General features: G+C 67.0%; 15 protein-coding genes. 8 read left to right on the forward strand and 7 right to left on the reverse strand.

From position 1 onward, the window contains the following. Positions 1–58: 58 nt before the first annotated feature. Positions 59–220 carry a hypothetical protein gene (locus ACESK5_RS16910; RefSeq protein ID WP_372912753.1) on the reverse strand — a complete coding sequence of 54 codons (162 nt, stop codon included), beginning with the start codon at positions 218–220 and terminating at the stop codon, positions 59–61. 244 nt (positions 221–464) lie between these two features. Here ACESK5_RS16910 and ACESK5_RS16915 point away from each other — a divergent pair, with 244 nt between their 5' ends. After that, on the forward strand, positions 465–665 hold the full coding sequence (locus ACESK5_RS16915) for a DUF5800 family protein (protein WP_372912754.1): 201 nt from the start codon (positions 465–467) through the stop codon (positions 663–665). Between the two features lie 25 nt (positions 666–690). On the opposite strand, the gene ACESK5_RS16920 is transcribed toward ACESK5_RS16915, so the two are convergent. From ACESK5_RS16920 to ACESK5_RS16930, 3 genes are all read right to left on the reverse strand, one after another. Continuing rightward, complete coding sequence (locus tag ACESK5_RS16920; protein ID WP_372912755.1) at positions 691–1,413, reverse strand: dolichyl-phosphate hexose transferase; 723 nt, start codon at positions 1,411–1,413, stop codon at positions 691–693. Positions 1,414–1,482: 69 nt separating this feature from the next. Beyond that, the gene (locus ACESK5_RS16925; protein WP_372912756.1) at positions 1,483–1,734 is read right to left on the reverse strand and encodes a hypothetical protein; all 252 of its coding nucleotides are present in this window, start codon (positions 1,732–1,734) and stop codon (positions 1,483–1,485) included. A 31-nt stretch (positions 1,735–1,765) separates the two neighbouring features. Further along, entirely contained in the window at positions 1,766–2,422 is a 657-nt protein-coding gene (locus ACESK5_RS16930) for a hypothetical protein (RefSeq protein WP_372912757.1), read from the reverse strand. A gap of 184 nt (positions 2,423–2,606) precedes the next feature. Between ACESK5_RS16930 and ACESK5_RS16935 the strand changes: the two genes are divergently transcribed. Then, positions 2,607–3,476, forward strand: coding sequence for a hypothetical protein (locus ACESK5_RS16935; RefSeq protein WP_372912758.1), 870 nt, complete (start codon positions 2,607–2,609; stop codon positions 3,474–3,476). A gap of 6 nt (positions 3,477–3,482) precedes the next feature. Continuing rightward, entirely contained in the window at positions 3,483–5,192 is a 1,710-nt protein-coding gene (locus ACESK5_RS16940) for a GMC oxidoreductase (RefSeq protein ID WP_372912759.1), read from the forward strand. Positions 5,193–5,203: 11 nt separating this feature from the next. Here ACESK5_RS16940 and ACESK5_RS16945 read toward each other — a convergent pair whose 3' ends face one another. The 3 genes from ACESK5_RS16945 to ACESK5_RS16955 all read right to left on the reverse strand — a co-directional run bounded on the left by ACESK5_RS16945 (position 5,204) and on the right by ACESK5_RS16955 (position 8,433). After that, positions 5,204–5,578 carry a hypothetical protein gene (locus ACESK5_RS16945; RefSeq protein ID WP_372912760.1) on the reverse strand — a complete coding sequence of 125 codons (375 nt, stop codon included), beginning with the start codon at positions 5,576–5,578 and terminating at the stop codon, positions 5,204–5,206. 30 nt (positions 5,579–5,608) lie between these two features. Next, the gene (locus ACESK5_RS16950) at positions 5,609–6,367 is read right to left on the reverse strand and encodes a ribonuclease H-like domain-containing protein (protein WP_372912761.1); all 759 of its coding nucleotides are present in this window, start codon (positions 6,365–6,367) and stop codon (positions 5,609–5,611) included. A 65-nt stretch (positions 6,368–6,432) separates the two neighbouring features. Beyond that, on the reverse strand, positions 6,433–8,433 hold the full coding sequence (locus ACESK5_RS16955) for a hypothetical protein (RefSeq protein ID WP_372912762.1): 2,001 nt from the start codon (positions 8,431–8,433) through the stop codon (positions 6,433–6,435). Between the two features lie 290 nt (positions 8,434–8,723). On the opposite strand from ACESK5_RS16955, the gene ACESK5_RS16960 reads away from it, so the two are divergent. The 5 genes from ACESK5_RS16960 to ACESK5_RS16980 all read left to right on the forward strand — a co-directional run. Then, the gene (locus ACESK5_RS16960) at positions 8,724–9,053 is read left to right on the forward strand and encodes a hypothetical protein (RefSeq protein ID WP_372912763.1); all 330 of its coding nucleotides are present in this window, start codon (positions 8,724–8,726) and stop codon (positions 9,051–9,053) included. 63 nt (positions 9,054–9,116) lie between these two features. Continuing rightward, a complete protein-coding gene (locus ACESK5_RS16965) occupies positions 9,117–9,764 on the forward strand; it encodes a hypothetical protein (RefSeq protein WP_372912764.1) in 648 nt (215 codons plus the stop codon). 150 nt (positions 9,765–9,914) lie between these two features. After that, entirely contained in the window at positions 9,915–11,093 is a 1,179-nt protein-coding gene (locus ACESK5_RS16970) for a 26S protease regulatory subunit (RefSeq protein WP_372912765.1), read from the forward strand. Then, positions 11,093–11,827 carry a hypothetical protein gene (locus tag ACESK5_RS16975; RefSeq protein WP_372912766.1) on the forward strand — a complete coding sequence of 245 codons (735 nt, stop codon included), beginning with the start codon at positions 11,093–11,095 and terminating at the stop codon, positions 11,825–11,827. Before ACESK5_RS16970 ends, ACESK5_RS16975 begins: the two co-directional genes overlap by 1 nt. Further along, positions 11,827–12,524: hypothetical protein (locus tag ACESK5_RS16980; RefSeq protein ID WP_372912767.1), on the forward strand; the 698-nt coding region annotated here is incomplete at its 3' end. The genes ACESK5_RS16975 and ACESK5_RS16980, both read left to right, overlap by 1 nt.

Here is a 12,524-nt window from a genome sequence, read left to right on the forward strand (position 1 = left end):
TGCCACGCAGGAGGTGACGAGAACGTCCCGTGGGACGGTACGCCGCGACGGGAGCGGGCTAGTCCTCGTAGGTGTCTCGGAGTTCGGCGACGTGGTCGCCGAGGCGCGAGAGCGCGGCGTCGGGGTCGAGGTAGCCCTCGTTGTACTCGTAGTAAATCTGCTCGGCGGCGTCGATGAACTCCGTGACCGCCTCCGGCGTCTCGTCTTCGGCGTCGCTCATGTCTGCACTCTCGGCACCCGGCGTGTTGGTCGTTTCCCTCTCCGCTCGGCCACGTGGGGTCCCGACAGGCCCGTCAGGGGAGCGTCGTCCGAACCGGTCCCCGGGAGGAACTGGGGTCGGTCGGCCCGTCCGGCCAACCGAACCGACCAGTCGCCGGTGGGACGTCGCGTCCCCGAGTCTCCCGGAGGCCGTGTCCTCCGGCAGGTGCCGTGCGTTTATATTCTCCCGAACGGTAGCAGCCGGTATGACCGCTCTCTCGTTCGACGAACACGGTGTCGACGTCGTCTACCAGGGAACGGACTTCCGACTCGAACGGGACCTCATCGAGGAGGCCCTCGGCAAGCCCTACCCGAACGTGACCGACCACGAGGTGCTGAAAATCGTCGAGAAGAACCCGCACCTGTCGGGCGAACCGCGTCGGATACAGGACATCCTGCGGACGTGACCGCCGCGTCCCGCGCCGTCGACGTCTAGACCGACCGGCCCGACGCTCGCGACGTGCTCGAAGAGAGCTGTCGGAGTCGTTCTTCGGCGGCGACGCGGAGGATAGAGCCCGCGATTTCGGCGCCGCCCGACAGCGGGTCGAGCGTCGTCTCGCCGCGGCGCTCGCTGTACTCGATCTCCAGTTCCGTCACGCGATAGCCGCGCATCACGGGTCGGAGGAGCAACTCCGCCGAGAGCCCGGTGTTCTCCGTCCACGTCACCTCGTCGATGACCTCCTTCCGGTAGGCACGCATCCCCGTCGTCGTGTCGTTGAGACGACGGCCTGCGAGCAGGGAGGCACCGAGGGCGAACGCCTGGTTGCCGAGGCGGTTGAACCGCGGCATCGTCTCGGCACCCTTCGAGAGGCGGTCACCGGAGACGACGTCGTACCCCTCGTTGATGGCGTCGAGGAAGTCCGGGAGTCGCTCCATCGGATAGGTGTCGTCGCAGTCGGTGGTGACGACGACGGGTCGGTCGGGCGCGAGCACCGCCTCGCGGACCGCCACTCCGTACCCCTGTGGTTCCTGTTCGATGACGCGAGCACCGTGCTCGCGGGCGACGTCCGGTGTGCGGTCGGAAGAGCCGTCGACACAGACGACCGATGCCCGGCCGTCGGTCACCCGGTCGATGTCCGTCAGGACGTGTTCGATGGCCTCCTCCTCGTTGTACGTCCCCATCACGACTGCGACGTCGTCGAAGGTGTACGTCATTGCTCCTCGGTTACGTGGGGAGTGATTTGAAGGTTTAGGTTCACCGAAAAACGTGGCGTTGCGTTTACATTACGGGGTGGTCTCGCCGCCCGAACTCAGCGCCGTCGCACGGCGGAATCCCAGGTACAGGAGCACACACCCGGCGAGGCCCGTCGCCAGGAAGTCGAGCGGCCAGTGCCACGGGAACCGTGGCGGTGGGTCGCGGACGCTCCCGGGCAGTGCCCACAGCGCCGGGATGTACCAGTAGAGGTACGCCACGAGGTAGAACCCCCCGATGACGAGCCAGAGCCACTCGGTCCGTTCGAGCCACGCTCGGAACATATGAACGAGTTGACACCGGACCGCCCTAAGTCTACGTGTCCCCGGGGTCGACGTCGGCGTCGACGACCCGAGGTGGTGTCGACCGGCGCCTCCAGACGATATACCCACCGACAGCGACGAGTGCGGCGAGAGCGAGTCGCCGCAGCGACGCGCGGCGAGAGCGATTCTGCCCCGTCGTGTCCCGCCACTCGACCGCCCGCGCGTCGACGTACGCGTCGATGGACTCCTCGTCGACCACCTCGAAGGAGGCCGACCCGGCGAAGTCGAACGGCGCGAGTAGCGACTCCAGGAGGTCGACGAACCCTTCGGCGTCCGCGCGCGAGGCCCACTCGTACAGTTCGAGGAACTCACCGGGGCGCTCGCCGGCGAGCCACAGTTTGCGTCTGAAGCCGGGCATCCCTGCGAAGAAGGGCGTGGCGACGTTCGCGAGCGGGTCGAACAGGACGTCGCGAACCGTCTCGCCGGTCTCTCGTCCCCTCACCTCCATCGTGAAGACGAGCACGACACGGTCGGGAGCGTCGTCGTGTCCCGCGAGTGCCGTCTCGCGGTAGACGACGAACGCGTCGCCGTTCGGCGACTGGAGGACGTCGCCGAGCCGACTGCGAGGGAACCGAACGCTCCCGTCGAGCAGATACCGGGCGGAACGCAACGCGGCGCGGGTGAGCGTGAGGACGGTGTTCGGGGTCATGGTGTGTCGCCGACCGAGTGCGGCACGGGCCGCCAGGGGCTCGGAGTTCGGCCCCTCACGTTTGTCGACAACTGACATAACGGTTGGTACGGAATCCCGCCGGACGAACCTCCCTCTCCGACGTCGGGCGAGCGATAGATAGTATCAATATCACGTTCGTCGATTGACGTGTAGAGGTGAGTGGATGGTGCTACGCGCGCGACGGTGGCTGTCGGAACTGTGGGAGTGGCTGGAGTCGATGCTGGGCGGTGGCGAACCGGACGAGTCGGACCTGGACGTGCACGTCGAGGTGACCCTTCGAGCCGTCGTCGACGCAGTCGTCCCCGAGACGCCCGAACTCGCCGACGAGTTCGGGCCGGAACACGTCCCGGGCGGACTCGCCGTCGGGATGGAGGAGTTCCTCGTCACGTTCGTCGACGACCTCTTCCAGTTCGGCTTTCCACACGTCGGGACACGGGGGAACCTCCCGCTGACGGCCCCGCTGGTGGAAGTCCTCGACGCGGCGGCGGACGCGCTCGTCGCGCACGGCGACAACGAGGCCGAACCGGACGTCGAACGGGCGGTCGAACTGCTCGGTCCGGGAGACCCACCCGCCCGTCGCGTGAGGCGAGTCGCGGGGACGTTCGCGTCGCTGGCGCGGCAGGACCGACTACGTGCGCTTGGCGCCCTCGACGAGTTCGAACTCCGCGTCGCGCCGTTCGGCCACGGCCTGTTCGAGTTCGACGCCGGCCTCGTCGGCCAACTCGTCGTCGGCTTCGCGGAGATGATATACTACAGCGAGTGGGCGGGCTACGACGACTTCTCGCTCCCGCCGAGCGAGCGGACCCACCCGAACGACCCCGCCGCGGTTCAGAGTTGGCGGCAGACCGGCTACCCGGGGGTCGCCGACGGCTACGCCGCCCTCCGCGGCTACCTCGGACGGGAGGGGAGCCCGCTCGGCGCGGGCGACGTCTGGACGACCATCGACGGAGGGGTCGCCGTCGTCCGCGAGTCGGGCAGTTTCCGCGAGAACGACTACGACACGATCGGGTACGAGGAGCCCTACCCGGAGTGAGTGCCGATGGTCGCCTCACACTACGACGTGGTCGTCGTCGGCGCGGGCGGAGACGGCCCCGTGGCCGCCTGGAAACTCGCCGAAGCCGGACGCTCCGTACTCCTCCTCGAGGCGGGACCGTTCTACGGCAACGCACAGTGGCCGGACCCGAACGAACAGCCCGGCGGGGAGTCGTCGTCGAGCGTCGACGACCTCAGTGGGGCGTTGCTCGACGAACAGTTCACCACGCGCGAGCTGGAGATGATACGGAAGCTCGTCTTCGGGCCCGCCGACCACGAGCGAGGGTTCTGGCTCCGGAAGTTCCCGGGTGACGGAGCTATCCTGCAGTGTGCGGGCGTCGGCGGGACGACGCTGCACTACACTGGCTGTCACCCCCGAGCGTACCCGGCTTCGGTCGACGAACAGCCGCACTGGCCCATCGACTACGCCGACCTCGTTCCCTACTACCAGGAGATAGAGGCGATGTGCGAGGTGACGCCCGCCCCCGTAACCGCAAAGGAAGAGCTGTTCTTCCGCGGCGCGGCCGCCGCCGGATGGGACCTCGTCGACGGGCTGAACGTCACCGACCCCGGCTACCGACCGCAGCCGAACGCCATCCGTCAGCCCGACCCGCGCCTACACGTCGACGCGGGGTACGACGGTGACTTCAGCTACCCCGACGTCGCGGGCGACACGCTCGCGCTCGGGAGCATCGCCGGGCACCCCTTCCCCCGCGGGGCACCCTACGAGGAGAAGGCGAAGCGCGCGAGCAACGTCAGCTTCGTCCCCGCGGCGCTACGCACGGGCAACGTCACAGTCCGACCGAACGCGTTCGTCACGGGAATCGAGACAGAGATGGGCGGGAGTGACCATCCCGAGGCGACGGGCGTCCGGTTCAGGGACACGTGGTCGGGCCGGGTCGAGTCGGTGAACTGTGAGGTGCTCGTCCTCGCCGCGGGCGCCATCGAGACGCCCCGGCTCTGGCTGAACGCCGGCCTCCCGAAGAACGAGTGGGTCGGCCGCGGCATGACCATCCACTTCGGTGACAACGTGATGGGGCTGTGGGACGCCGCCGACCTCGAATCGACCATCGGCCGCGACACCGTCGACCAGTTCCAGGGGCAGGACATCGCCGCGCGGTTCGACTACCCGGGGCTGGGAATGCTCCAGACGGTCGGGACCGCGCCCGGCATCGGTGCTATCCTGGGGTTCGGGTCAAGCGCGTCCGGCTTCGCCTTCCAGAACGACCCCGACGACGCGCCGTGGGACACCGTCGGCCGCCTCGCCGGCTCCGACCTCAAGCGGTTGCTCTCCGGCTACCGACGGACGCTGCAGGTACTCGTCGTGAGCGACGACCGTCCCCACCGACGAAACGGCGTCACCGTCGCTCCCGGCGTCGAGGACGAACACGGACCCATCCCGCTCGTGAACTACGAGCCGAGCACGGGCGACAGACAGCGACGTGACCGACTCGCGGAGGTCGCCGCGGAGATTCTCCGGGCAGCGGGCGCCTCACACGTCCACCGCTCGGACTCGCCCCCAACCGCGCTGCACGTCCACAGCACGATGGCGATGGGGAAGGTGGTCGACGAGGCGTGTGAGGCGTACGACGTCGGCCGGTTGTTCGTCGCCGACCACAGCGCGCTGGCAAACGGGGTGGGCGGCGCGAACCCGACGAACACGGGGCAGGCACTCGCCGCGCGGACCGCCGACAGAATCGTCGAGCGGTACTTCTGACTCCGGCCCGCTCAGCTCAGTCCGCGGTCGTCGGGTGCGTCCTCGAGCGCCTTCGCACGGTCGACGAGGTAGTCCATCATCTCGCGGGCCGTGTCGCCGACCGTGCCGAGGTCGTCCGTCGACTGGCCGCTGACGCGGACCGAGAGGTCGTAGAGGTCGAGTTCGACGGTCGGGACGGTCTCGTCGCCGTGGTCGCCGTTGCCCTCCTCGTCGTGGGTCGGCGGGGTGGTGTTCTCGATGCTCCCGTGTCGGTCCTCGTCGTCGTCGTCGACGGCGACCGACTCCACGTCCGCTGCCGAGTCGGTGTCGGCGTCGTCGGTGTCGTCAGCGTCGTCGGCGTCTACGCGCCGCCCGGTGGTCGCGTCGTCCGCGTGCTCGGAAGTCATACGGCCCCTCTCCGCCGGGTGACACAAAAATCACTCGCCCTCGGCACGCGAACCGAACGCCCGTTCGTCGAGACGGGCCGTCACGTGGTCGGCGAGTACCTCCAGGTTCTCCGTGTCCTCACGGTTGTACGAGACGAGCGTGTCGAGCGCCGCGTCGTCGCCGCGTTCGTACTGCCGCCAGAGGCGGACGGCGTCTCGCCCCGAGAGGTCCGGACGGTCCCGGTCGATGCCCACCTCGCCCTCGATGGTCTTCAGTCCGCCCGTGAGTCCGACCGACCGGCAGGCGTACATGAGGTCTAAGTGCGGGTAGTCCAGGTCCACGTCGAACGACGTCTCGAGGAAGGGGACGTCGAACCGGGCGCCGTTGAACGTCACGAGCAGGCCCGCGTCGGCGAACACCTCCTCGAGGGCTTCGGCAGTGAGGTTGTCGCCCGCGACGAGCGTCGTCGTCTCGCCGTCGCCGTACACCGAGACGGTCGTCACGGTGTCGCGGTGGTGGTCGAGCCCGGTCGTCTCGATGTCGAAGAACCGGGCGTCGTCGCGGAAGCTCTCGTAGAGTCGCCACCGCTCGTTGTCGGGGAAGGTCCGCGCGAAGTACGCCGTGTCGCGGTCTTCGAGCCGTGGACGGGCCTCGTCGATGAACGCCTCGATGCGCTCGGCCGTCGTCGGTCCGACCCCGTCCACCTCGCGGTGGAAGTCGTCCCACTCGCGGACACCGTGGTTCCACAGCCGTCGTTCGGTCGTCTCACCCACCCCGCGAACCGGGATGAAGGAGTTCTCGACGCGCATGCGCGGAGGAGAGAGGCGGACGGGCCTAAATCTCTCGTTCTGCTGGCTCACGACTCCAGAACCACTCACTCGAACGTGAGCACCAGTCCGAACTCTTCGAGGAGGAACTGCTGACCGACTCCTGCACCTTCGAGCCGATTGAACGCCCGCTTGACGACGTGTCCCGGATAACCGTCGTCGACGAGTTCGGCGAGAGAGACGTTTATTCGGCCGACATCGTCGGCCAGTTCGCGGATGGCCGCCTCACACTCGCGGAGACGCTCGGCGTCGACTGGCACCTCGAAGAGGTCCGCGTTGCCAGCGAGCAAATCGTCGGACTCGTCGAACCAGACTTGCCCGGTCTGGAGGTCGATCAGGTAGAGGTGGAGCCGTCGGTCGAAGCGGTTCCGCGCGAACGTCTCGTCGAGGAGGCGCTCGGGGACGTCCTCGTCCCAGCCGGTCGGTGACGCGAGCGCGAGCACCGTGTGGGCGTCGTCGCTGCCGATGGTCCGAACCACGCGCGTGACCACGTCGAGGAGGTCGTCGACAGTCGCGGGACGGACGTCGAAACCGTTGCGAGCGTAGGCTTCGAGGTGACTCACCACGCTCGCTTCGAGGACGAGTTGTCGCTGTCGTCCGAGTCCGAGGTAGCGCGACCGGCGGAGTTCGAATCTGACGCTCCGGTTCGCGGGATACGCGTCGAACTCACCGTCGGCCCCGAGGTAGTCGCGGAGGCGGGGCACTTCGTCGCGGCGGCTGACTGCGCCGTCCCACGTCGCCGCCGACACCTCGACGGTCCCCTCGGACGTGTTGAGGCGCGTCGCCTCGTGGACGCTGATGTCGAACCGCCCGAGGTAGTCGAGTTCGAAGAGACGCGCTACGGCTGTGGTGACGACTTCCTCTCCGGCTCGTTCACCGGTGGCTGGGAACGAGTCCGTCAGCGCCTCGACCCGGGCGGTCAGGTCCGCCTCACGCTCGTCGAGACGCGCCTCCGCGTCGGCGATACGCTGACGCTCACGGCGTAGCGCGGTGATGCTCTCCGTGACCGCGTTGTGTTGCTCGCGGAGCGCGTCGAGTTCGTGTGAGACGAGCGAGGCGGTCTCGTCGTGCAGGAGCCCACCGTCGGCCAGCGCCTTCTCGTGGGCGGTTTCGAGTTCCGCGATGCGGCCGGTGAGACGCTCGTCCAGCCGGCTCGCGTGGTCGATTCTGCCGGCGAGTTCCGAGACGGCGCGTTCCTGTGCCTCCTTGAGTTCGGCCGTCTGCGCGCGGAGTGCGTCGAGCTCTGCCTGGACCTCGCCCGGAACCTCTCCGGTACCTCCGAGGTCGGCTTCGACCGTTCTGAGCCGAGCGTCGACGGCGGACTGTCGCTCCGCGAGCGTCCGGTCGAGGTCGGCCGCCATCGACTGCACCTCCCGCTCGATGGCCTCCTGTATCGCCTTGCGTTCGTCGGCCGAGTCGGCGACGGCGGCGATGGCTCGCTCGATAGAGTCGACCAGCCCCGAGGGGTTGTGTATCTCGACGTACAGCTGGACGGCCCGCTTGATCTTGTCGAGCCGGGCGTCGTAGCGGTTCACCAGCTGTTTCAGCACGTCCCGCTGGACCGTCGGGTCGTCGAGGAGCGTGTCGAGGTCGTCCAGCTGGGTGGAGTGGTACTCCTTCGCGAGGGTGTACACCTCGCCGTCCATCCGCCGGATGCGCTCCTCGATGCCCGCCTCGCCCAATGCGTCGAAGCTCTTGTACCGCTCGAAGTCGATAGCGGCCTGCACCTCGACGGGGGCGAAGTCGCCGTCGAACTCGGTCGGGACCGACTCGCCGCGGTTCTCGAAACTGGCGTAGACGAACAGCCGTGCGAGACGGAACCGGCTCCGCAACTCCTCCCGTTCGGCGCTCGTCAACTGGTCGGGACACGAGGCGGGGTAGTCGAAGACGAACTCCTCCTCCTCGCGGGCGAGCCGCCGGTAGCGCTCAACGCGCGAGTCGACCGGCATCCGCCCGAGCGACGCGAGGTCCTCGTCGATGACGGCCTCCTGAAGCTGGAGGAGTCCCCGTAGCCTGTCCGCACAGTCGCCCGAATCGATGGAACTCATTTTGAATCTCCCTGTTCGCACGCGTCGCCGTCGAGTGCCGCCCGACCGGAACCCGTGACTACCCCGTAGGTGAGGTCATCAGAGTATAAGTACGGGACACACGGTTCGGCTGACACTCACCGTGAGCAGACAGTGTCTCGAATCGGAAGGTCGGGACGCGACCCCTCGCCGCCACCTGTCGAATATCAGCTTCCGTAGACTGTACTTCGAACCTGACGTATCGACGCCCTGTCGTACGCATTTATGCTTTTCTCGGTCGTATCGGGGTCGTTACACTAATGAGGTAGACAATGACTCTCGAACTCTGGCAACTCGGCGGTGTACTCCTCTTGAACGTCGTCCTCGGCGCACTGTTGGTCGTCGGGGTGTTCGCGTTCATGGAGCGACGGGTGACCCTCGGTGCCGCCGGCGGTATCATCGTCGGTGCGGCGCTCATCTACGCGCAGGCGACGCTCGGTGAGACGTGGCTGAACGTCACCGTGGCCGAGATGAAACTGCTCGTCCTTGCGGCGGCGGTGGGCGCCGTCGTCGGCGTCGTCGGCGTCGTCCTGGCGGTCGAACCCGAACTCGACCCGAAGGAGCGGGCCGCGCGTAAGCGCCGCAAGGCCGCCGGCCGCTGACCGCGACTACGGGCGGGTGTGCACCGACAGCGAACAACGACCGGTAACAAACCGATACAGACGATGAAACTCAGAGAATGGGTGTTCGGCGGGAAGGACTTCAAGACGATGCTCGACCCGGAGGTGTACTCCGACGAGGAGATATCCCGGGACAAGCACAAGGCGAACATCCTGATGACGCAGTACGAACAGGAGATGAACAAACACCTGGCGTCGTACAAACGGCTCATCGAGGAAGGGGCAGAGGCGGGGGAACTCCAGCGGAAGAACCTCGCGATGCGCGCCCGGATGGAAAAGCAGCGCTACAACCAGAAGAAGCAGCTGTTCACGATGATGAGTACGAAGTACGCCGCCGTGATGAGCTTGGAGATGGCCCGGGAGATGGCCCGCGCGAAGTCACAGGACGGCGGGCTCGTCATCGATACCGTCTTCACTGCCGAAGAGGCCCAGCAGATCCAACACCAGGTAGTCGACGAGATGGCCGGCCAGGGCGTGCGGAACGAGGCCCTCGAGAAGTTCGTCGACACCCTCAACATCCCGACGATTACCGACCCGCTCGACGACGACTCGGCCGAACTGCGGGCGATGGAGGTGGTCGCTGCCGGCGACCGCGACGCGGACGAACTCGACATCGAAGACGAGTTCGATGCGGAGTTCGACGCGGCGGAGATGGAGGTCTCGGACGTCGACTTCGACGAAGTCGCGGGGTGAGCCAGCGTCCGTCGGTCGCCTCGTGTAGTCCGACACGCCGCTCCGGCGTCCCGGGGTCACCCGACGACGGGGCCGACGTGGCGGACGTCGGGGGCGCACCGACGGCCGAGTGACGGACAGTGCGTGCGAAGACACAACGGAGGGACGTCGATGTTCGACGAGAGTGCGTTCAAAGAGATAGTCACCGAGCAGTATACGAAGGAGCGACAACGCGCCGAGAAGCAGTTCAAGAACGGTAATCGGGCGGCGGCCGCTCGCCACTACCGGGCGGCGGCGTCGCGGTTAGCGGAACTCGCCGAACTCGAGCGGAACGGCAACCTGGAGAAGCGTCACTGCGCGGACGCCGAGCGTTACCGCTCGTGGGCCGAGAAGCTAGAGCGCGAGCCACAGCCGCGACCGGCGGAGCGTGCCTCGGGTGCCGAGGAGAGCGGGTCGGGTCGCGGGGCGCTCCGAACGAAGGGCGAATCGGCCGAAGCGTCCGACGGAGACGAGACGCTGGAGGCAGCGCGCCTCCTCGAAGCGCCGCCAGCGCTCACCTTCGACGACGTCGGCGGGATGCACGACCTGAAACAGTTGCTCGTCGAGCGCGTCGTCGACCCGCTCGAACGGAAGGAACTGTACGAGGAGTACGACCTCGGCGTGGTCAACGGCATCCTCCTGTACGGGCCACCGGGTACCGGGAAGACGTTCATCGCGCGGGCGCTCGCGGGGAAACTCGGTTACAACTTCATGAACGTCACAACGGCGGACGTCGTCAGCAAGTACGTCGGTGAGGCCGCACAGAACGTCCGGGACGTCTTCGCCGTCGCGAAGGCGAACCAGCCCTGCATGGTGTTCTTCGACGAGTTCGACGCCGTCGCCTCCGACCGCGGCGGCGACATGTCGAACTCGGAGAAGGGGATGGTCAATCAGTTCCTGCAGTCGCTCACCGACGTCCAGGGTGAGGACGTGGTCGTGGTGGCGGCGACGAACTACCTCGACCTGCTCGACGCGGCGGTGAAGCGGTCGGGGCGGTTCGACGAGCGCATCGAGGTGCCGCCGCCGGACGCCGACGCCCGCGTCGAGATCATGAAGATTCACCTGCGGAACCGCCCGGTCCTGTTGAAGGAGGTCGACTGGGACCACGTCGCCACGCTCACCGAAGGATACTCGGGGAGCGACATCGAACTGGTCGCGGAGAACGCCGCCCGACTGGCACTCAGGGAGCGGCTCGAACGTGACGAGACGGTGTACATCTCGCAGCCGCACATCGAGGCAGCCGTCGGCGAGACGCCGCCGACCATCGAGTACGAACCTCCACGCGGCGACTCGGGCGAAGGAGTCGCCTGATGCGCGCGTACCTCTCGCCCGTCTCCGACAGCGACGAGGTCCGCCGCATCGTCGTCGAGTCGCCCGTCGGTATCTTCCGCCGGGCCGAGGACAGTGCCGTCGTCGTCTCGATGGGCGAGGACGTGGTCGAACTCGGCATCGCCGACCAGTCGGTGTCGCGTATCCGGCCTGATGGGCCGCCGGTGGCACTCGAACCCACGACGAGCGGCGTCGCCGTCCGCAACGACGGGAGCACCAACCCGGTGTACGTCCGCACGGGCTTCGACGACCACGTTCTCGAGCGGGGAGAGTCGACGCTCGTCGACAGCCACTGCACCATCACGGTCGGGGGGCAGCGGGGGACTGCGCTCCACCTCACAATCGAAGGCGACGACGACCTCTCCATCGAGGAGTACGTGGAGAAGCTCAACCTCGACCGCTCGGGGTCGCTGCTCGGTGGTGTCCCCGTCTCGGCGTACGTCCCCCTCGTCGTCGAGCTCCTCCTCAAAGCCCGAGCCGAAGGGACGAGCGAGTGTCTCAAGTACACACACGAGCTTCGGACGGTGCTCCGCGAGCATCCTATCGAGAACGGCGAGTACGACGACCTCTGTCACGAGGTCGAACACATCGAGACGCTCCTCGAACAGCGCATCGAGGTCGTCAAGGTAGACGGACTCGACCCCGAGCACCACGCCCGAATCGACCGTATAGGCCGCCGCGTCACCCGGCTCTACACCAAAGGGATGACCGTCTGATGGCGACGGGAACTGAGCCGACCAGCGGCGAGCAGTTCGTCGACACCGCCGTCGAAACCAGCATGTCCACGGCTGAGGTACGGGTCCCGAGGAAGTGGTACTATCTCACTCTCGCCTTCCTCGCCTGGACGGGACTGTACTACGTTTTCGTTCTGTCCATCTCGCTTACCGCAGGTGGGACCGGGGTCTGGGAACTCGCAATCGTCGGGCTGTTCATCGCTCACGGGCCCCTCGCGGTGTTCATCTACCTCGATACGCGCCGAGTCGCGGCTGCGAACCGAAATCCCGAGGTCATCGAGCGGTCTCGGATCCTCGGGTCGTGGAAGCGGCCACTCCGTATCGTGGTCCTCCTCGTCGCGCTCAACTACGTCCTCCCTCTGGTCGTTGTGGCTCTGTGGTACCTCGTCTCGACTCGCCCGAAGGCGCTTCGTGCCCCCGAACGGGAGCCGGACGTCGAGGGAGCCGAAGCGGCAGGTGAGGCGGAGGAAACGCAGACGGGGGACCCCGAGGAAGAGATACGAGAAAAGAGAGACGACGAGAGACAAGAAGAGAGGAGACCGGAGGAGAGAAATGACAAAACAGAGGACGAAGAGAAACGAGAGAGGAAAGACCTGCCTCCGCTTCCACCGAAACGCTATCAGCGGGCGAGAGAGCTGAAATCGACGGGCGAGGAGCGGGCAGCTGCGGGGGACACCCT

This window comes from Salinigranum sp., from assembly GCF_041641895.1.
GTDB lineage: Archaea > Halobacteriota > Halobacteria > Halobacteriales > Haloferacaceae > Salinigranum.